The sequence below is a fragment of the Thermus sp. 2.9 genome (assembly GCF_000794385.1).
GTDB classification, from domain to species: domain Bacteria; phylum Deinococcota; class Deinococci; order Deinococcales; family Thermaceae; genus Thermus; species Thermus thalpophilus.
The window spans coordinates 1-18,929 of record NZ_JTJB01000059.1; the positions used below are offsets into that span (position 1 = coordinate 1).

20 protein-coding genes and 3 pseudogenes are annotated in these 18,929 nt (G+C 67.4%); 15 read left to right on the forward strand and 8 right to left on the reverse strand.

Features of this window, described 5'->3' with window-relative positions; genetic code table 11:
* The first annotated feature begins 74 nt into the window (after nt 1-74).
* The 5 genes from QT17_RS12780 to QT17_RS12800 all read left to right on the forward strand — a co-directional run bounded on the left by QT17_RS12780 (nt 75) and on the right by QT17_RS12800 (nt 4,981).
* Nucleotides 75-1,100 (forward strand): amino acid ABC transporter substrate-binding protein, encoded by a 1,026-nt coding sequence (locus QT17_RS12780; protein ID WP_039460574.1) that lies wholly within the window; start codon nt 75-77, stop codon nt 1,098-1,100.
* A 5-nt stretch (nt 1,101-1,105) separates the two neighbouring features.
* Entirely contained in the window at nt 1,106-2,209 is a 1,104-nt protein-coding gene (locus QT17_RS14930) for an ABC transporter permease subunit (protein WP_039460576.1), read from the forward strand.
* A complete protein-coding gene (locus QT17_RS12790) occupies nt 2,206-3,168 on the forward strand; it encodes an amino acid ABC transporter permease (protein WP_039460578.1) in 963 nt (320 codons plus the stop codon). Before QT17_RS14930 ends, QT17_RS12790 begins: the two co-directional genes overlap by 4 nt.
* A gap of 3 nt (nt 3,169-3,171) precedes the next feature.
* Entirely contained in the window at nt 3,172-3,906 is a 735-nt protein-coding gene (locus QT17_RS12795) for an amino acid ABC transporter ATP-binding protein (protein ID WP_039460580.1), read from the forward strand.
* 139 nt (nt 3,907-4,045) lie between these two features.
* On the forward strand, nt 4,046-4,981 hold the full coding sequence (locus QT17_RS12800) for an AI-2E family transporter (protein WP_039460581.1): 936 nt from the start codon (nt 4,046-4,048) through the stop codon (nt 4,979-4,981).
* Here the strand turns inward: QT17_RS12800 and QT17_RS12805 are convergent.
* The 4 genes from QT17_RS12805 to QT17_RS12820 are packed head-to-tail and all read right to left on the reverse strand — an operon-like array spanning nt 4,978 to nt 10,621.
* On the reverse strand, nt 4,978-6,846 hold the full coding sequence (locus tag QT17_RS12805) for an amino acid transporter (protein WP_039460584.1): 1,869 nt from the start codon (nt 6,844-6,846) through the stop codon (nt 4,978-4,980). The two genes, QT17_RS12800 and QT17_RS12805, sit on opposite strands and share 4 nt — an antisense overlap.
* Nucleotides 6,843-7,766: a hypothetical protein gene (locus QT17_RS12810; protein ID WP_039460586.1), complete on the reverse strand. Its 924-nt coding sequence runs from the start codon at nt 7,764-7,766 to the stop codon at nt 6,843-6,845. The genes QT17_RS12805 and QT17_RS12810 overlap by 4 nt, the downstream gene beginning before the upstream one ends.
* A 43-nt stretch (nt 7,767-7,809) precedes the next feature.
* Complete coding sequence (locus QT17_RS12815) at nt 7,810-9,084, reverse strand: nitrate/sulfonate/bicarbonate ABC transporter ATP-binding protein (RefSeq protein WP_039460588.1); 1,275 nt, start codon at nt 9,082-9,084, stop codon at nt 7,810-7,812.
* A gap of 10 nt (nt 9,085-9,094) precedes the next feature.
* Complete coding sequence (locus QT17_RS12820; protein WP_235283936.1) at nt 9,095-10,621, reverse strand: ABC transporter permease subunit; 1,527 nt, start codon at nt 10,619-10,621, stop codon at nt 9,095-9,097.
* A gap of 470 nt (nt 10,622-11,091) precedes the next feature.
* On the opposite strand from QT17_RS12820, the pseudogene QT17_RS15065 reads away from it, so the two are divergent.
* Nucleotides 11,092-11,175 (forward strand): annotated as a pseudogene (locus QT17_RS15065) (DDE transposase family protein); the annotation flags it as partial.
* Between the two features lie 231 nt (nt 11,176-11,406).
* Here QT17_RS15065 and QT17_RS12825 read toward each other — a convergent pair.
* Nucleotides 11,407-11,901: a hypothetical protein gene (locus QT17_RS12825; RefSeq protein ID WP_039460591.1), complete on the reverse strand. Its 495-nt coding sequence runs from the start codon at nt 11,899-11,901 to the stop codon at nt 11,407-11,409.
* 96 nt (nt 11,902-11,997) lie between these two features.
* Nucleotides 11,998-12,546 carry a DedA family protein gene (locus QT17_RS12830; protein ID WP_052155223.1) on the reverse strand — a complete coding sequence of 183 codons (549 nt, stop codon included), beginning with the start codon at nt 12,544-12,546 and terminating at the stop codon, nt 11,998-12,000.
* 331 nt (nt 12,547-12,877) lie between these two features.
* On the opposite strand from QT17_RS12830, the gene QT17_RS12835 reads away from it, so the two are divergent.
* The 7 genes from QT17_RS12835 (at nt 12,878) to QT17_RS12860 (ending at nt 17,326) form a co-directional block, all read left to right on the forward strand.
* The gene (locus QT17_RS12835) at nt 12,878-13,309 is read left to right on the forward strand and encodes a PepSY domain-containing protein (RefSeq protein WP_039460593.1); all 432 of its coding nucleotides are present in this window, start codon (nt 12,878-12,880) and stop codon (nt 13,307-13,309) included.
* Nucleotides 13,310-13,367: 58 nt separating this feature from the next.
* Nucleotides 13,368-13,688 carry a PepSY domain-containing protein gene (locus tag QT17_RS12840; protein WP_039460595.1) on the forward strand — a complete coding sequence of 107 codons (321 nt, stop codon included), beginning with the start codon at nt 13,368-13,370 and terminating at the stop codon, nt 13,686-13,688.
* On the forward strand, nt 13,685-13,849 hold the full coding sequence (locus QT17_RS13850) for a hypothetical protein (RefSeq protein ID WP_153802423.1): 165 nt from the start codon (nt 13,685-13,687) through the stop codon (nt 13,847-13,849). Before QT17_RS12840 ends, QT17_RS13850 begins: the two co-directional genes overlap by 4 nt.
* A gap of 9 nt (nt 13,850-13,858) precedes the next feature.
* Entirely contained in the window at nt 13,859-14,503 is a 645-nt protein-coding gene (locus QT17_RS12845) for a phosphatase PAP2 family protein (RefSeq protein ID WP_235283937.1), read from the forward strand.
* A gap of 81 nt (nt 14,504-14,584) precedes the next feature.
* Complete coding sequence (locus QT17_RS12850; RefSeq protein WP_369792397.1) at nt 14,585-15,130, forward strand: response regulator transcription factor; 546 nt, start codon at nt 14,585-14,587, stop codon at nt 15,128-15,130.
* A gap of 106 nt (nt 15,131-15,236) precedes the next feature.
* Complete coding sequence (locus tag QT17_RS12855; protein ID WP_152607423.1) at nt 15,237-16,382, forward strand: HAMP domain-containing sensor histidine kinase; 1,146 nt, start codon at nt 15,237-15,239, stop codon at nt 16,380-16,382.
* Complete coding sequence (locus QT17_RS12860) at nt 16,379-17,326, forward strand: PIG-L deacetylase family protein (protein WP_039460597.1); 948 nt, start codon at nt 16,379-16,381, stop codon at nt 17,324-17,326. Before QT17_RS12855 ends, QT17_RS12860 begins: the two co-directional genes overlap by 4 nt.
* On the opposite strand, the gene QT17_RS12865 is transcribed toward QT17_RS12860, so the two are convergent.
* Nucleotides 17,323-17,841 (reverse strand): YetF domain-containing protein, encoded by a 519-nt coding sequence (locus QT17_RS12865; RefSeq protein WP_039460599.1) that lies wholly within the window; start codon nt 17,839-17,841, stop codon nt 17,323-17,325. The genes QT17_RS12860 and QT17_RS12865 overlap by 4 nt on opposite strands.
* A gap of 306 nt (nt 17,842-18,147) precedes the next feature.
* On the opposite strand from QT17_RS12865, the pseudogene QT17_RS14635 reads away from it, so the two are divergent.
* Nucleotides 18,148-18,415, forward strand: a pseudogene (locus tag QT17_RS14635) (hypothetical protein); the annotation flags it as partial.
* On the forward strand, nt 18,391-18,627 hold the full coding sequence (locus QT17_RS12870) for a zinc ribbon domain-containing protein (protein WP_081995831.1): 237 nt from the start codon (nt 18,391-18,393) through the stop codon (nt 18,625-18,627). The pseudogene QT17_RS14635 and the gene QT17_RS12870, both read left to right, overlap by 25 nt.
* A gap of 105 nt (nt 18,628-18,732) precedes the next feature.
* Here QT17_RS12870 and QT17_RS14640 read toward each other — a convergent pair.
* Nucleotides 18,733-18,929, reverse strand: a pseudogene (locus tag QT17_RS14640) (hypothetical protein); the annotation flags it as partial.

Genomic DNA, 18,929 nt, shown 5'->3' on the forward strand with positions numbered 1-18,929 from the left:
TTACTGGGCAAGCCCCGCAAAGGTTGACCCCGCTTTGTCCAGGTGTTATCCTTCCCTGAGACAGGAGGTGGGGAATGAAGCGGCTCTGGATTGGATGGTTGGCGCTGCTCTTGCTTGGGGCCTGGCCCGCCCTGGCGCAGCAGTCCCGGCTTGAGGTGGTGAAAAGCCGCGGGCGTTTGGTCTGCGGGGTGAACGCCGTTCTGCCCGGCTTCGGCTTCCTTGACCAGAGGACGGGCAAGTACGCGGGCTTTGACGTGGAGTTTTGCCGGGCGGTGTCCGCCGCCCTCTTCGGCGACCCTGACAAGGTGGACTACGTGCCTCTGGATGCCCGGGTCCGGTTCCAAGCGGTGCAAAACGGCGAGGTGGACGTGGCGTTCCGCAACACCACGGTGACGGCCAACCGGGATGGCGCCTTGGGTGTGGACTTCCTGCCCGTGACCTTTTACGACGGTCAGGGGGTGATGGTCAAGAAAGGCCGGGCCAACGCCCTAAGGGACCTGGAGGGGGCCACCTTCTGCACCACCCAGGGTACCACCAACGAGAAGAACATCTCTGACTACATCCGGGCGCGGAAGTGGCGGAATACCCGACTCCTGACCTTTGAGGACGGGGCCAAGGTCATGGCGGCCTTCCTGCAAGGGCGTTGCGACGCCTTCACGGCCGACAAGTCGCAGCTGGTGGGCTTCCGCGCCACCGCCCCCAACCCCGAGGAGCTGGTGATCCTCAAAGAAACCATTTCCAAGGAGCCTTTAGCCGGGTTCGTGCGGGAAAACGACTCCCGCTGGCGGGATGCCCTTTCCTGGATCGTCTGGGCCACTATTCAGGCGGAGGAGTTCGGGATCACCAGCAAGAATCTGGACCAATTCCTTAAGAGCGAGGTGCCAGAGATCCGCCGCTTCCTTGGCCTCGATGGCACCCTAGGCCAGGACCTTGGCCTGCCTAAGGACTTCGTGGTCCGCATCCTTCGGGCCGTGGGGAACTACGGGGAGATCTACGATCGCTTCTTCGGACCCAAAAGCCCCTTCCATATCCCCCGCACGGGCACCCTGAACGCCCTGCAGCGGTACGGGGGCCTCATGTACAGCCCGCCCTTCCGCTAAGCCCCATGCCCCGCCTGCGGGACCTCCTCGTACAGGCGATGGTCCTGGGCCTGGTGGCCTGGGGCTTGGCCGCCCTATGGACCACGGCCAAGGCCCGCATGGCGGCCCAGGGTATCCCCTTCAGCTTCGCTTTCCTGTCGCAGGAGGCGGGTTTTTCCTTGAGCGAGGGCATCACCTTTGCCCCAGGGGAAGGGTTTCGTCCCTACCAGCCCTCCGACACCTATCTCCAGGCCCTTCTGGCGGGATTTCTGAACACGCTCAAGGTGACCTTGCTGGGCCTTTTGGGGGCCACGTTGCTGGGGCTCTTGCTGGCCTTGGGGCGGCTCTCCGCCAACCCCTTGGCCCGGGGCCTCTCCTTCGCTTATGTGGAGGCCGTCCGCAACACCCCCCTCCTTCTGCAACTTTTTGTCTGGTACTTCGCCATCCTCCTTAAGCTACCCCCCTGGGAGCGGGGCATCGCCTTCGCCGGGGCCTTTTTGTCCCAGCGGGGTCTCCTCCTGCCCGAGCTGGCGCTGGCCCCCGGGGCGTGGGGGCTGGTGCTGGCAGGGGTTTGGGCCTGGGCCTTCCGACGGCGGGGCCTTTTGGCCCGGGTGGGGAGCCTCGCCCTTTTCCTGGCCTCTTGGGCCCTCCTGGGGCCCCCCTTCTCGGTGCGCCCCGCGGTGCCGGGACCCTTTGGGCCGTTGGGGGGCATCTTCCTCTCTCCGGAGTACGCCGCCCTCCTCATCGGGGTGACCCTCTACACCTCCGCCTTCGTGGCCGAGGTGGTGCGGGGGGCCATTCTGGCCGTGCCCAAGGGCCAGTGGGAGGCCGCTTACGCCTTGGGGCTCTCCTACCCGGATACCTTCCGCCTCGTTGTCCTCCCGCAGGCGGTGCGCATCGCCGTGCCTCCTTTGGCCAACCAGTACCTCAACCTGGCCAAGAACACCTCCCTGGGGGTGGCGGTGGGGTATCCCGACCTCTTTTCCGTCTACAGCACCGTGGCCAACCAGTCGGGACGTAGCCTCGAGGCCATCCTCCTGGTCATGGCCGTCTACTTGAGCCTCAGCCTCAGCATCAGCGCCTTGGTGAACGGGTACAACCGCCGGGTGGCCCTGAGGTGGAAGCTATGAGGCTTTTCCGCGCCCTCTTCGGTAGCCCCGGGAACGCTCTGGTGAGCTTGGTCTTGCTTAGTTTCCTATTCCTTTTGGGGCGGTCCCTTGTCCTTTGGGCCTTGGGGGCGGAGTGGCGGGTGGTGGGGGACAACCTCCGGTACTTCTTTGTTGGCCAGCTGCCGCCGGGGATGACCTGGAGGGCCTATGGCCTCCTTGGGGCGGGGCTCCTTGTCGTTTGGGGCTGGCTTGGCCTACTGCGGGCCGCCCGTCTTCCACGGCCCGGGTTGGCGGTGGGGGTGGGGCTGGTCCTTTTCCTCCTCTTCCTGCCCCTGCCGCTGACCTTGTGGGGCGGGCTCCTCCTTTCCCTCCTCCTTTCCCTGAGCGCCATGGCCCTGGCCTTTCCCCTAGGGGTGGCCCTGGCCCTCGGGCGGCAGAGTCGGCTTCCCGCGGTGCGGCTCCTCAGCGTCGCCTACATCGAGGTGGTGCGGGGCGTGCCCCTGGTTTCCCTCCTCTTCCTGGCCTTCGTCACCTTACCCCTCTTTTTGCCCGAGGGTGTGCGTTTACCCCAAGTGGTGCGGGCCCTCTTGGCCTTTACCCTGTTTGCCGCCGCTTACTTGGCGGAAAACGTTCGGGGCGGGTTGCAGGCCATCCCTAGGGGGCAGTGGGAAGCGGCGCTTAGCCTCGGACTCACCCCCTTCCAGACGCTGCGCTTCGTGGTGCTTCCCCAAGCGCTCCGGGCGGTGGTGCCGGCGCTGGTGGGCCAGTACATCGCCCTCTTCAAGGACACCTCCTTGGTTGCCCTCATCGGTATCCTGGACCTCATGGGCGTGGCCCGGGCGGTCCTCGCCAACCCGCAGAACGTGGGGTTGGAGCGGGAGGTCTACCTCTTCTTGGGCCTCGTGTACCTGGCGGTTTCCGGCGTTTTCTCCTACCTGGGCCGCCGCGTGGAGGCGGCCTTGGGCCTTGGGAAGAGGTGAGGTATGGAACCCATCATCCGCATCCACAACCTGCACAAGTGGTTTGGCTCCCTGCACGTGCTGAGGGGCATCCACCTGGAGGTGGCCCCCGGGGAGAAGCTGGTCATCATCGGCCCTTCGGGCTCGGGGAAGAGCACGCTCATCCGGTGCATCAACCGCCTGGAGGACTTTCAGGAGGGGGAGGTGGTGGTGGACGGGCGCAACGTGAAGGAGGATCGCGCCTTGAGGGAGGTGCGGCGGGAGGTGGGGATGGTCTTCCAGCAGTTCAACCTCTTTCCCCACATGACGGTTTTGGAGAACATCACCTTAGCTCCTATGCGGGTGCGGGGCTGGTCCCGGGAGCGGGCGGAGGGGAAGGCGTTGGAGCTCTTGGAGCGGGTGGGGATTTTGGACCAGGCGCGGAAGTACCCGGCGGAGCTTTCGGGGGGTCAGCAGCAGCGGGTGGCCATTGCCCGGGCGTTGGCGATGGAGCCGAAGGTGATGCTTTTTGACGAGCCCACGAGCGCCTTGGACCCGGAGATGGTGGGGGAGGTGTTGGACGTGATGCGGGACTTGGCGCGGGGTGGGATGACGATGCTGGTGGTGACGCACGAGATGGGATTTGCGCGGGAGGTGGCGGACCGGGTGATCTTCATGGACCGGGGTCAGGTGGTGGAGGAGGGGAGGCCGGAGGAGATCTTCACCCGGCCCAGGGAGGAAAGGACCCGGGCCTTCCTGGAGCGGGTGCTGCACCATTAGGCAAGGTAGGGGGACCACGGGTTTCCCGTACGGGGCCGACGGTGGCCCCGCTCGGCGCCAAGGGGGCAACCCACGCCCGGAGAGCCTTTGCGGGCGCGGACCCTCCACCCTGGAACCTTCGCTTATGATGGCAAGCGGGATGTCCGGTGCCAACCGCTTTTTCCTAGGCCTCTTCCTCTTCCTCCTGGCCTTGTGGGCCCTGGCCAAGCTCTACACCCTCCTCCTCTGGGTCTTCCTCGCCTTCACCCTGGCGGCCGCCCTGGACCCCCTGGTAAGGGTGCTCCGGCGCTTCCTCCCCCAGCCTTCCGCCGTCTTGGTCGCCTACCTTGGCGTCCTCGGGGTCCTCGCCCTCGGGGTTTACCTGGCTAGCCCCTTCTTGGTTAGCCAGTTCCACAACCTCGGGGAGGTGTTGCCTAAGGTGTTGGCCTTTTTGGACCAGAACCTCGGCCTTTCCCTTCCCGGCCTGGCCTCGTCCCTGGCCCCTTCCTTCCGCCTGGCGGGGGATCTTGCCCTTAAGGTGGGGGAAACGGTTTCCGAGCTGGTCCTGGCCTTTGTGCTGGCGGTGATGATCAGCCTCGAGCCCCACCTGGTGGCCCGGGCCGCCCCGTACCTACCCGGGGAAGGTTGGAGGGAAGTTTTGGAGGCGACTTGGCGGCGAATGGGTTACTGGGCCCGAGCCCAATTCCTCATCGCCCTTTCCTTTGCCCTCCTGTTCGGGGGCTGGCTCTTTCTCCTAAAGGTGCCGAGCCCCTTCGCCTTGGGGGTGTTGGGGGGGATCCTGGAGGTGGTGCCCTTCGTGGGCGGCATCACGGCTGCGCTCCTGGCCGCCTTGGTGGCCCTTTCCTCCCTGGGCCCCTTGAGCGCCCTGTTGGTCCTTGCCGGGTACGGGGGCATCGCACTCGTAGAGGGCAAGGTCCTTATCCCCTTCATCTACGGGCGCACGCTCGGCTTCCACCCCGCCTTGGTCCTCCTCGCCATCTTCGCCTTCGGCAAGCTCTTCGGCTTCTTGGGCATCTTCTTGGCCGTGCCCATGACCATCCTGGTCTCTGGCCTCTTCTCCCACTGGCGCCGCTAGCCCCCCACGTGGACCACCGGCCTATTGCTGCGGTCTGGCTCGTGGCGGCGCAGGACCTCGTGCGTGAGGGTGGGCACGTCGCCCTCGCCGAAGAGAAGGAAGTTAAGGGCCGCCTGGAGGGGTCCCTCCTCCCCCCACTCGAAGTAGATGTGGGGTCGCTTGCCCGTGCGCTCCCTCAGGTAGAGGAGGAAAGCCGCTAGGGTGTTGGGGGCGGCGGTGCCCAGGATGCGGAACACCTTGACCTCAGGGTGGTCCACGCCCCAGACCCAGGCTTCCGTGGTGAACTCGGAGGGGTCCTGGACATAGACTTCCACGAAGTAGATGGGGTCGTGGGCAGGGATGTGGGTGGCCTCCCGGATGCGGCGCTCCTTTTCCCAGTAGGCCGCAAGCCCACCCCGTTCCGGGCGGTGGGCCACGAGGCGGAGGGGGGCTTCTTGTTCCTTGATGAGGGCGACGAAGCGCTCCGCCATCTCGTCCAGGGCAAAGCCTTCCACCCTCAGCTCAAAGGAGCGTAGGGCGCGGGAAAGGAAGGATACGAAGAGGGTGGCGGCGATGAAGAAGGAAGCGATGCGCACCCCGTCTGGCCGCTCCACCACGTTGGCCAAGAGCACGTAGGCGAACACGGGGAGGAGGGCTCGGAAGTAGGCGGCTTCCCGCCGTTTTTCCTTTTGGGCGAGGAGGTAGATGCCCAAGGCGGCGGAGCTCATGACCACCAGGACCCCCGTGGCGTAGGCGGCGGCCTGGGCTTCCACCCGGGCCTGGAAGGCCAGGGTAAGGGCGAAGCCCACCCCGGTGAAGAAGAGGACGAGGAGCCGTCTCTGCTTGGCCCACTCCGGGGCCATGCCGAAGCGGGGCAGGTAACGGGGCACGATGGTGAGGAGGCCGGCCATGGCGCTGGCCCCGGCGAACCAGAGGATGACGATGGAGAAGAGGTCGTAAAGGCTTCCGAACCCCTCCCCCAGGTAGCGGTGGGCCAAGAAGCTGATGGCCCTTCCGGCCACCTCCTCGCTCCGCCACAGGTCTTCCGGGATCAGAAGGGTGGTGGCGAAGCCCGCCGCCACCAAGAAGCTCCCCATGACCAAGGCGGCGGCGAGGAGGAGGCGGTGGGCCCCCCGGATCCGGCCCAGGGGTTGCATTGGGGTGTCCGCCGGCCCCCCCCGGATCAGGGGCATGAGGGCCACGCCGGTTTCGTACCCGGAAAGACCCAGGGCCAGCTTGGGAAAGGCCAGAACCGTGACCAGGAGGAGTCCCGCTGGGTCGGGCTGGGCGGCCAGGAGCTTCCGCCACCAACCCTCCAGGTGGTCCGGGCGGAGATGGGCCAGGGCCGCGATCAGGGTGATGGCGTTGAGGGTCAGGTAGCCCAAGGTGATGGGGACGGCCAGGCCGATGGCCTCCCGGAAGCCCAGGTAGAAGACGAAGCCCAAAAGGCCCACGAGGAAAAGGGTTAATCCCACCTGGTACCCTTGGAGCCAGGCGGGGGCCAGGGGGTTACCCAAGAAGTGGACGGCGGCGTCGGCGGCGGAGAGGGTGATGGTGATCATGAAGTCGGTGGCCATGAAGCCCAGGACCACCAGGACCACCACCTTTCCCCGCCAGCCCGGGAGGAGGCGGGTGAGGAGGCCCACCGAGCCCTGGCCGTCGGGGCTCACCTCCGCCAGGCGGCGGTACACGGGGTAGACGGCGAAGAGGGCGAAGGCTACCAGGGTGAGGTTCGCCAGGGGGGAAAGGAGCCCCGCCGCCAGCAGGGCGATGCCCGGCTGGTACCCCAGGGAGGAGAAGAGGTCCACCCCGGTGAGGCAGAGGACCTGCCACCAGGCGTAGCGGCCCTCCTCGGAATGGGCGGTCTGGTCGGGAGGGGTCTTCATAAGCGCTTAAGCGCCGCTTCCACCCCGGGTGGGACCCATCCGTACGCCTGGTACAGCGCCGCGGCGTGGAGGAGGGCCGCCTTTGCCTCCCTCTCCTTGCCCTCCTTGCTCAGGGTTAGGCCGAGGAGGTAGACGGCCAAGGGGTTTTCGGGCGCCAGGGCCACCGCCTTCCGGAGCATGGCCTCGGAGCGGGCCAAGCCTTCTGGGCTCCTCGGGCCCCGCAGCACCCCGCCCTTGGCCTGCTCGCCCCGGTAGTAGTAGAACTGGCTCCTGACGTAGGCGAAGGGGAGGGGTTCCACCTCCTTGGGGCTTAGGGTGCCCTCCCGGGTCCGGTAGGCGAGGATGGCCCCGTCGCCGCCGTACTGGGGCTCAGCGAAGCGCAAGCCCTTGGCGGTGACCACGAGGAGGCCCCGGTGCCGAGGGAAGGGGGTGGGTTCCGAGGGGTCCACCAGGTAGTCGCGCCCTGCCAGGCGCAGGACCGCTACGGCGTGGCCCAGGTTACTCCGCTTACCCTCGGGGTTCTCGTAGACCATGTACACCCCTGCCCGGAAGCCCGCCTCCTCCAGGAGGCCTTGAACCAGCACCGCCTGGAGGAGGCACTGCCTTTCCCCCTTGCGGGCGGCGTAGGCGAACTCGTAACCCTCTTCCAGGCTGAAGCGGGGAAGGAGGCGCTTCACCGTCTGGAAGGCCCAGGTGGCGGCCTTTAGGGGAGGGGCCTTGGCCTCGCGATGCAGGGCCTCCTGGAGGCTCTCGCCAAAGGCGTGGTGGTACGCCGTCTCCCACCACGCCCTAAAGGGGGGTCCCCCGGGGACCTCCTGGTAGGAGTCTTTGACCAGGGTGGCGAAGGCAGGGCTATCCAGGGGGAAAGCCCAGGCGACCAGGCTTAAGGAAAGGAGGAGAAGGGCGTAGAGGTGCCTCACGGGTGTTGACTATACACCCAAAGGCGAGGGCGGAGCGCAAAATCTACCCTGGGCTTTGCCCGGAGGCCTCCCCTTCCGGCAGGAATAGGGTTCGGGCGCGGTCGTCATAGCCCAAAAGGCCGGCGAACCTGCCCCATTCCCGGATTACTCCCAAGACCCGCTTGGCCTCGGGTTCGGGGAGGTGGTCCCGAAGCCACTCCAAAACCCGCTCCTCGGGGACCGCCTTGCGCTCCACCAGGGCCCGGTGGAGCCGGGACATGAGGGGCACGCGCCTAAGGAGGTGTTCGGCGAACATGACCTGGCGCTCCTTGGAGGTGGCCTCGGCCCAGGCCCTTCCCGCTGGGGTGAGCTCCACATCGCCCCGCTCCATCCGGGCGAAGCCCAATAGCTCCAAAGCCTCCAGCAGGGGGAAGAGCTCGTCCACTTCCAGCCCCTCCTCCTCCGCCAAGAGGGGCAGGTCCACCCGCCCCCCGTGGGCCGCCATCGCCTCGGCCAGGCTGGTCAGCCGTTCCACCGGGGCCTCGGGCAGACGCACCAGCTCCTCCTCCAGGTGGCGCTCCACCACCTCCCGCTCCGTGAGGGCCATGTAGATCTCCTCCACCAGGGCGCGGAAGGGGGGGTCGCTGGGGTCCCGGGGGTGGGGAAGGGGGATGGGGATTTCCCGGCCCACGCGGGCAGGGCTTCCCTGGAGGATCAGGGCCCGGTCCGCCAGGGCCACCGCCTCCTCGATGTTGTGGGTCACGAGGAGGACCGCTTGGGTGGAAAGCCGCCCGGCGAGCCACAGGTCCAGGAAATCCCCCCGGAGCCCCTCGGCGGTGAGGGGATCCAAAGCGGAGAAGGCCTCGTCCAGGAGGAGGACCAAGGGCTCCACCACCAGGGCCCGGGCGAAGCCCACCCGTTGCTTCATTCCCCCGGAAAGCTCCTTGGGCAAGGCGTCCTCAAAGCCCTTTAGCCCGATGAGGGCGATGGCTTCCCGGGCCTTCTGGAGCCGTTCCGCCCGCGGCACCCCCCTGGCCTCGAGGCCCAAGGCCACGTTCTCCAGCACGGAGAGCCAGGGGAAGAGGGCGAAGGTCTGGAACACCATGGCCACCCCCTCCACCGGGCCCCGGACGGGACGGCCTCGGAAGCGCACCTCCCCGGCGTCCGGGGGGATAAGCCCCGCCAGGATGCGGAGAAGGGTGCTCTTGCCCCCGCCCGAGCGGCCGAGAAGGGCCACAATCTCCCCCTCCCGTACCTCGAGGTCCACCCCTTCCAGGACCTTGAAGGGCTTTTCCCCGGTCTGGTAAGCCTTGGCGATCCCCTTGGCCACAAGCAGCATCCTTACCTCCTTAAAGCCGGAACCGCTCCTCCGCCAAGCGGTAAAGCCGCCGCCAGAGGAGGCGGTTTAAGGCCACCACGTAAAGGCTCATCACGGCGATCCCCAAGAGGAGGTGGGGCCCTTGACCCTCCTCCAGGGTCCAGCGGGCGATGTAGCTCCCCAGACCTGTGGCCTCCAGGGTATGGCCGCGCCAGGCCACCACCTCGGCCACGATGGAGGCGTTCCAGGTACCGCCGCTTGCGGTGATGAGGCCGGTGACCAGGTAGGGGAAGCTGGCGGGGAGGAGGAGGCGCCGCCAAAGGGCCCAGCCCCTTAGCCCGAGGCTCTTGGCCGCCTCCTTGAGGTCCTCGGGCACCGCCATGCTCCCGGCCATGGCGTTGAAGAGGATGTACCACTGCGTGCCCAGGACCATGAGGAAGGCGGAGAACACCTCAAGGGAAAGGTGGAAGCGGAGGAGCAGGTAGGCGAAGAAGGGGTAGAGGAGGTTGGCAGGGAAGGCGGCGAGAAGCTGCAAGAGGGCCTGCACCCTTGCGGCGAGCCGGGGCCTTTGGCCGAGGAGGATCCCCACGGGAACCCAGACCAAGGTGGCCAGAAGCATGATCCCAAGCACCCTCAAAAGGGTGAGGAACCCTAGGTAGAAGGCCTGACCCACCTGGGCCAGGCCCAAGGGGCGCAAAGCGGCGAGGAGTTCCCAAAGACCCCAGGCGGCGAAGAGGCCCAGGAGGAGGTAAAGGGGCCAGGTGGGAAGCGAAGGGGATTGCGAAACCTGGAAGCGGCGCTCGGCGCGGAGGAGAGCCTCCAAGGCCCAGGTGGTCCCGGCCTCCGCCAGGCGCCGCACCGCCCGGGTGCGCCGCAGGAGGTCCAGTACCCAGCTTCGCGCCGGTTCCTGCCCCGGCCGCTCTTCGTACTTGAAGCGTTGGCTCCAGGCCACCAGGGGCCTAAAAAGGAGCTGATCGTAGAGGAGGATGACCGCCAGCATGGCCAAGGCGGCAAGCCCCAGGGCGGCCAAATCTCCCCGGGCCAGGGCCACGGCCATATAGGACCCGATGCCCGGCAGGTCCACCTCGGTCTTGCCCACGGCGATGGCCTCCGAGGCCACCACGAAGAACCAGCCCCCTGACATGGACATCATGGCGTTGTAGACCAGGCCGGGTAGGGCGAAGGGCACCTCCAGCCGCAGGAAGCGTTGCCAGGGCGTGAGCCGGAAAAGCCTCGCCGCCTCGTCCAGCTCCCGGGGCAGGGTCTTGAGGGATTGGTAGAAGCTAAAAGCCATGTTCCAGGCCTGGGAGGTGAAGACGGCGAAGACTGCCGCCAGCTCAAAGCCCAAGGCCCTCCCGGGAAACAAAGCGGCAAGGGCCCCCACGGTGGCCGCCAGGAAGCCCAGGATGGGCACGGACTGGAGGATGTCCAAAAGGGCAACCAGGAGGGCCTCGAGGCGGGTCTTGGCCGCCAACGGGGCGTACAGAAAGGTGAAGAGGATGGAAAAGACCAGGGCGAGCCCCATGCGGAAGGCGGTGCGCAGGGCGTATTCCGGCAAGTGGATTGGATCTAGGGAGATTGGCTGTGGGGCGAATGGGCCCGCAGCTTCCCGGGAGGCGCGAAGGAAGAGGGCCAAGAGGGCCAGAGTGAGGCCCAGGGCCAGGAGGTCAGACTTGACCGCTATACACGCCTTGAGGTAGGCCTAACCCCATGGCCCGGCGCGAAGGCACTGGCCCAAGCCCCCGACCCCCGGGGCAAGAATCGGCAATACTCCCTTTCGGGCCTAAGGCCTGCAAAAGGCCCTCCTCTCCCTCTTCCCCCAAGCCCAACTGGGTGAAGCGTGGGTGGTGGAGGGGAAGACCCTAAGGGGGAGCCGCACGGGACAATCCCCCCAGGCGCGGCTCTGGTGGGTCTTGGCCCTGCACCTGCGGACCACCCTGGCCCAAGTGGAGGGGAGGGAGGCGGAGGCCCTGGGGAGGCTTCTGGCCTCCTTGGGGGCGGTGGGCGGCGGAGAACGGTTCCTTCTGAGTGAGGGGGAAGAAGGCGGCCCTGGAGGCGTTCTCCTTCCATCCCCTCTTCGCCCTCAAGTTCCTGGGGTTGTATGCGGAATAGCAGTCAAGTCTGCTCGGTAGGTCCCGTTCCTGGTCGGCTTCCCAAGGGCAAGGCATCCCACGTGCCGCCCTCCACCGGACTGGGCGCCCCCCAACCGCCGTCTTGAGTTCCAGCGGGGTTCCGAGGCTGGTTGCGGCGGTAAGGGTCGCTGGGGCCCTGGAGGGATGGGCGAGGGGCCTGGCCCAAGGGAAACCCCGCCGGGAGGGGGCCCGACGGGTCCATGCGGTTGGGCTACTTGCCCTTGCCCTTGGGCGGTTGGGCGGGCGGGTGCCCCTCCCCATGCCCGCGCCCCTGGGTGCCCTCTTCCGAGTTCCCCTTCTTTTGCCCCTGGGCGCTCTCCTCCGACTGCCCCTTCTTGACCAGGTTGCCGTTTGCGTCCACGGTGAAGTCCTTGGCGCGCAGGAGTTCCGGTAGCGGGACCAGCCTGCCGTCCACCGTGAGCTTCACCTCGCCCAGGCCCCGCCCCTGGCCCACCACCTTCACCGCCACCTGGTACACGCTCCCGTCTGGGAGGGTGATGCGTAGCACCGCCGCCTGGGACAGGTGGTCGGTCGGTCCACCCGGTTGCCACACCACGTTCCCGTTAGCGTCCAGGAGGGCGAACTGCGTGCCTTGGGGCCAGGACTTCCCCTCGAGGGCCTTGGGCAAGAAGGGGGAAACGGAAACCCCAGCCAGGGCCAACCCGAGGACCGAAAGGAGAAGGGAGAGCAACAGGGCTCGCTTCATCCGCTCACCTCCGGCGAAAAGCGTAGGCCCTCCGCCTGAAAGGGCGATGAAACCTGGCCCAGGGCCCCACGGGGGCGGCCTAGGAAGGGGTCGGTTTCACCCTGTTCCCTTTCGCCCCCAGGCTAGGGGAAGGAGGGAGAGGCCCACCACGAGCAGGATCAGCGGCAGGAGATAGCGGTCCACGTGGGGAACGCTACGGCCCAGGAAATACCCCAGCAGGGTGACTCCTTGGGTCCAGAGCAAGGAAGCCACGAGGGAGAGCAGGGCAAAGCGGGGGTAGGGGATGCGAAAGGCGCCCGCCACAAAGGGCATGCCCGTGCGGACCACGGGGATAAAGGGGGCTAGGACGAGGGCCAGGGTTCCCCTTCGGGCCAGGAAGGCCCGGGTCTTGCGGAAGTGCTCGGGGCGCATGCGCCGAACCAGGCCCTCCCCAAGCCGCCTGCCCCAAAGGTAGCCCAGCTGGTGGCCCAGGTATGACCCGAGAAAGAGGAGAGCGAGGGCCCAGTCCAGCCTCAGAACCTCTCCCGCAGCCAGGATGCCCACGGCCACGAGAAAGCTATCCCCGGGAAGGAAGAATCCCAGGAGCAGGCCGGTTTCGGCGGCCGGTATCAGGAAAAGGCCAGGGTAGGAGAGCAGGGAGATCAAACGTACGGGATCCAAGGTCACACCCCGATGTCAGGATAACCTGGTCCGCCAAGACGCACATGGGCGCCTTAGGCCCTCCCCCAGGGTGAGGGCCTAAGCCTCGCCTGTCCCCCCTCCCAGGGAGGCGCTAGCCCCCTTCCCCTTGGGCGTCCTTAAGCCCCCCTGCCCGAGCATGGACCGCGGTGGGGCTTGGGCTTCTCCCGAACGCCCCGCCTCTACCAGGCGCACATCTGGGCCCTGGTTTAGCCCAAAGTGTTTACCTCCTTGTTACCTTCTCCCCCTAGGGTGAAGGTGCCCTTGGGGCAGGACCCCCGGGGCAAAGGAGGAAGCGATGAGGAAGATACTGGCAGCGGGTGTGGGTGTGTTGGCCTTGAGCGTTTTGGCCGTGGCCCAGATGGGGCCGAAGGGTCAAGGGGGCGCGCAGGCCCCGGCCTACCAGGGGTCTATCCCGGTGACCCAGGAATACGGCAACGAGGACCAGGAGTCCGCCGCCTACCAGGCCCTGGCCAAGGTCACCGCCGAGGAGGCGGTGAAGGCGGCCCAGCAGGCCTTGGGCACCACGGCGGCTCCCACGCAGGTATCGTTGGGGAACGAGAACGGCTACCTGGTCTGGGAGGTGGTCTTGGCGGGGCAAGAGGTGAAGGTGGATGCGGGGACCGGGAAGGTTCTCCACCGGGAAGCGGTGGGGAGCGAGGGTAAGGGCTCCAAGGAGGACCACGAGGAAGAGGGCGGTCAGGGCGAGGGCGTGGAGGAAGGCGAATAAGGGGGGATAGGGGAGACCCAGGGACACCCCTGGGTCTCCCCCCGCTCAGGAGGGGGCGATGCGGAAGGCGTTCTTGCTGGGGATGCTCGTTTGGGGCTTGGCCCTGGCCCAGGGCCTGCCCCGGGTTGGGTTCATGGAGGCGGTGCGGGCCGCCCAGGCTTGGTCCCGGATTCCCACCCCTGCGGAGGAGATCTCCTTGTCCTGGTGCCAGGGCCAGCCCCGGTACGCCGTGGACCTGGCCAAGGGGCGCCGTCTGCTCCAGGTGTACGTGGACGGTATGACGGGAAGGGTCTTGGGGGCCAAGCCCTTGAGGGAAAGAGCCCTTGGGGCCAGGGCTTGGCTCAGGGAGCCCCCGGGGGCCCCCTTGGGGAGGTGGTGAAGTCCGCCCAGAAAGCCCTGAAGACCCGGGAAGTCCCCCAGGAGGTGGCGTGCCAGATCTGGGGCGGGAGGCCCGTCTTGCGCATGGACTTTAGCCAGGTTCAGGTGATCCTGGACGCCCGAACCGGGGCCTACCTGGGCCAGGGGTCCAGAGGGCGGTAGGCTATGGCGGTGAGGGGTTCACAACGCTCCAGGCTTCCCCTTGCGGCCCTGTACGGTGGGTTGCTCCTGTCCTTGGCGCTTTTTGGGGTCCTGGCCCAAGGGGTCTTTCGAAAGCAAGGCTTTGCCTTTGACGGGGCAGTCCTGGCCTGGCTTCACGGGCGCCAGAGCCCCCTGGGGGACACTCTGGCCTTCGCCCTCTCCTGGACCGCATCCCCGCCCCTGGTGGCGCTGGGGTCCTTGGCCCTTCTCCTTTGGGCTTACCGACGGGGGCGGCCCTGGCCCATATTCCTGGTGTTCCTGGGGGGGAGCGAGGCCCTTAACCTCGTGGCCAAGGTTTTCTTCGCCCGTCCCCGCCCCCACCTCTTCCCGCAACTTGCCCCGGAGTCCGACTACAGCTTCCCCTCGGGGCACGCCATGGCCGGCTTGGCCTTGGCCTTGGCGCTCTACTGGCTCCTGGAGGACGGCGGGTCCCGGGCCCGGGTGGCCCTGGCGGTTGGGCTCGTGTGGGCCTTTCTGGTGGCCCTGTCCCGGCTCTACCTGCAGGTGCACTACCCCTCGGACGTGCTGGCGGGTTGGGCGCTCACCACCGCCTGGTTTCTCGGCCTGAGGTGGCTGTGGAAGGGGCAGGATGCGGGTCCTTTTGGTGGAAGATGACCCCAGGGTGGGGGAGCTGGTGCGGGAGGTCCTCGAGGCGGAGGGCTATGCGGTGGACTGGGTGACCACGGGGAGGAGGCCTTGGGACTCCTTGCCACTTTCCCTTACGATCTTGCTGTACTGGACGTTATGCTCCCGGAAATGGACGGCTTCGCCCTCTTGCGGAAGCTACGGGGGGAGCATCGGCTCCCCGTGTTGATGCTGACCGCCCGCGGCGAGGTGGAGGATCGGGTGGAGGGTCTGGAGGCGGGGGCGGACGACTACCTCCCCCAGCCCTTCCACCTCAAGGAGCTTCGGGCCGGGGTTCGGGCCCTTTTGCGCCGGGCCCATGGGGAAGCGCAAAACCTGGTGGTGCGGGGCCGCCTAACCCTGGACCTGGAGGGAAGGCGGGCCTACTGGGAGGGCCGGGAAGTGGGCCTTGCGGGCAAGGAGTACGCCCTGCTGGCCTTTCTCGCCCTAAACGCCGGGGGCATTTACCCCAAGGAGGTTCTGCTGGAAAAGGTCTGGGCGGGGGAGGAGAGCGTGGACCCCAAGGTGGTGGACGTCTACGTCTACCGCCTGCGGCGCAAGTTGGCCGAGGACGCCATCCTCACCGAACGGGGACGGGGATACCGCTTCCAGGGATGAGCCTCCGCCTGAGGCTTGCCTTAAGTGACGCCCTGCTCCTGACCCTGGTCCTGGGGGGCTCGGCCTGTACCTCCACTTCGCCGTGAGGGCGAGCCTTTTTGGAGCCGTGGACGTCACGCTTCGGGAGGCCCTCGGGGTGGCCCGCTCCCTGGTCAACGAGGAGAACGGCGCGCTCCGCCTGGAGGGGGAGGGGGAGGCCCTGCCGCCCGACCTTGGGCTTTACCTCTACCAGAAGGGCAGGCTCGTGGACCGTCGGGGACCCGCCCTTCCCCCTCCCCCCAGGGTGATGTTGGGGTGCGCCACCTGGGGGGAGGTGCGGTACTGCGCCGTGGCGGAAGGGGGAGGGGTCTTGGTGGCCTCCCGTTCCCTGGAAACCGTGGAGGTGGCCTTGGCCCGAATGGATGCGGTGTTGCTCTTGGCCTTCTTGGCGGCCCTCGCCCTTTCCCTCCTCCTCGGTTATGCGCTTGCGGGGCGGGCTTTGGCACCCCTAAACCGCATGGCGCGCCGCGCCTTGGAGCTGGCCCAGGCTCCGGACCCCAAGGCTCGCCTGCCCGAGCCGGGTTCGTGGGACGAGGTGGGGCGCCTGGCCCGGGCGCAAAACCTTCTCCTGGCCGCCTTGGAGCGCGTCTTGGAGGGGGAGCGGCAGTTTGTCCGCTACGCCGCCCACGAGCTCCGCACACCTCTTTCCGTGCTGCTGGGGCGGCTGGAGCAGGCGTTGGAGATGGTGGGTTCCCAGCGCAAGCCCCTGGAGAAGGCCCTCGAGGCGGCCCTCCACCTCAAGGCCTTGACGGAAAGGCTCTTCCTCCTGGTGCGGGCGGAGGCCCCGGTGGCGCGGGAGGAGGTGGACCTCACCGGGATCGTCTTGGAGGCCATCGAAGGGCTGGTGCTGGCAAAGAAGGTGGAGCTGGACCTGCCCAACGCCTTGCCCTACCGGGGGGACCCCGTCTTGCTCCAAGCCTTGGTGCGCAACCTCCTGGAGAACGCCCTGCGCCACGCCCGTGCCCGCGTGGCCATCCACCTTCGGCCTGGGCCCTGTATCCTGGTGGAGGATGACGGCCCCGGGATACCCAAGGAGCGCCGGGAGGAGGTCTTCCGCCCCTTTTTCCGGCTGGGCCCAGGAGGTGGGAGCGGCCTCGGCCTCGCCCTGGTCCGCCGGGTGGCCGAGGCGCACGGGGGTTTTGCCCGAGTGGAGGAAAGCCCCTGGGGCGGGGCGCGGTTCCGGGTTTACCTGGGCCCGAGGGAGGGAGCGTGAGGCCTAGGGTGCTGGTGTGGGCTTTGGTCCTCGTGGGGCTCCTGGCCCTTTTCATCAACGCCCCCTGGCTTTTCCAGCAGGGCTACGCTTGGTACTACCGGGGGAGAGTGGGGAAACTCCCTCCTTACGCTGATCCCCTTAAGGTGCGCCTTTTGGTCTTGGCGCCCCATCCTGACGACGAAAGCCTGGCGGCGGGGGGCCTCGTGCAGCGGGTTTTAGCGGCGGGAGGTGAGGTGTTCCTCGCCTGGATGACCCTGGGGGATGGGTTCCAATGGGATGCGGCCCTCCTGGACCGGAGGGTGCGGCCCGGACCCGAGGACCTCCGGCACCTCGCCCTTCGGCGCTTGGAGGAGGCCAAGGCGGCGGCGCGGGTGCTCGGGGTCCCGGAGGATCACCTTTACTTCCTGGGTTACCCGGACCGGGGCCTCCTCCACATGTTCCTGGAGAACTTTTACATCCCCTACCGCTCCCCGGCCACCCACTTGGACCGCGTGGCCTATCCCGGTGCCTTCCACCCTGGGGCCCCCTACACCGGGGAGGCGTGGGAGGAAGACCTTAAACGGGTGCTGGCCGAGGTAAAGCCCGACCTGGTCCTCTCCCCAGCCCCGGAGGATGCCCACGTGGACCACCGGGCCACCGCTTATATGGCCCTCCGCCTCATGGGGGAAAGGGGCGCCTTGGATCGGCTCCGCTTTTACATCGTGCACGGGGGGCTGGAGTGGCCCTTGCCCAAAGGCCTGCACCCGGCCCTTTACCTCGAGCCCCCGCCCCGGGGGCGCCACCTTCCCTGGTGGCGCCTGGACCTCACGCCCGAGGAGGAGGAGCGGAAGCTCCAGGCCTTGAGGGCGCACCGAAGCCAGATGGAGCTCCTGGGGCGCTTCATGGAGGCCTTCGTGCGCAGGAACGAGCTCTTTTCCCGGCCCGAGGCCCCGGCCAGTCCCTAGCGGTTGCGGCTGGAGCGCACCTTGCGCACCCGTTTCGGCTCCAGGTGGTCCTTGGGCACCACGCTGATCGTGCCGTCCACCTCTAGAACCGCCTCCAGGACGTCCTCGAGGCGGGCCACCCCGTGCTCCCGCAAGGCGGCCATGAGTTCCTCCAGTTCCACCCCCTCCCGACGGAGGTGATCCCAAACGGGCCTTCCCTCGTGAACCAGGAGGACGGGCTCGCCCATGAAGGAGCGGCGCAGGCGGCTACGGGAGAGGACCCGGTCCAAGAGCAGGAGGAGGCCGGCCCCCAAAAGCCTGCCCAGCAAGCTGTTGTCGGGGCCGATCATGGCGTTTTGCACCACGTTGGACAGGAGGAGCAGGGTGAGGAGGTCCAGGGGGGTCATCTGCCCCAGCACCTTCTTGCCGCTCAGGCGCAGGAACAGGAGGAGGACCAGGTAGACCACGGCCACCCGGAGGAGGGTGAAGGCGAGGGTGAGGGGATCGCCTAGGATTTCTCGGAGGTGGGCTTCCATTGGCACCCGAGCGCAGGGGACCGCCCGCTTTAGCTGGCGGGGGAACGCGCCTCGGGAAGATTTTAACCGAGCGAGGAAGGGCGAGCAGAATGCCTCCTGGGGAACCTGGTGGGGCGGCATGGCTTCGGAGGTGCGACCGGGTACGCTTCCCACACGGTTTTGGGGGCCTGGGCCTTGGGGAGGTTTGGTCCCCGTGGGGTGCGGAAGCCGAGGACGGCGATGGCGCCCTTGGAGCTTTTGGCCCATGGCCTCAGGGTGTCTCCTTCCTCCCCCTCCGGGGTACAAGGCGATTTACTAGGCAAGGCCGGCCCTCCGGGCCAGCGGGGGTCAACGGATGGAAGGAGCCCCCCTGGCGCCAATCCCTGGAGGGTTCTGCGGGCAGGCCTCTTTCTTCCCCTCCTTGGGCGAGGGGAGCCGAGGGACCTCTCTCCCCTCAAGCCCATCTTCCTTGGGGGACCGCGGGAGAGGGGAAAGGTCAGGCTTAGGTCCTCATCCTATTGGAGGGCCCAAGGCGCTATTGGCGCCTTGGGTGACCAGGTGCTTCCCTGCATGGCCTGGAAAGCTGGTAGGGTAGTGATCCCCGTGGGCCCCAGGGGGACCTCCCAGACCTGCGCCGGGCGCGGGGAGCGGGTGGTCAAGGCGCTCCCCGAGGGCTTTTCCGTCTGCCCCGCTTACGGGTACACCGCCCACCACGACGTCTACGCCTCCCAGGTGATCCCGCGCCGGGCCCGGAGCGGGCCCACGGGGGCGTCGGGGCCACCCGGCGTCGTGCCCGTAGGAAGCTGACGGCTGAAGGCTTCGGTGGCCCACAATCCAAAGCCCACAAGGACGATGGTGGTTACCATCACGGGCAAGTAGGCTCGCTTCCAAAGCGCCGCATTCCTTCCCTGGTTAAACCCGCACGTAAATCCCCTTCCGGTCCAGTGCCCAGAGGATCACACTCCATACCAGGACGTAGCCAGCGGTGTAAAGGTATCCCCCAGGAAGCCCGAAACGCGCGAGTAAAAAGGTTTGGGTTGCGGCCAGGAAGCCGGAGAGGACGGTCGTGTAAGGAATTCCTTCGTGTGCTACCTCATAGCTCCACCCCG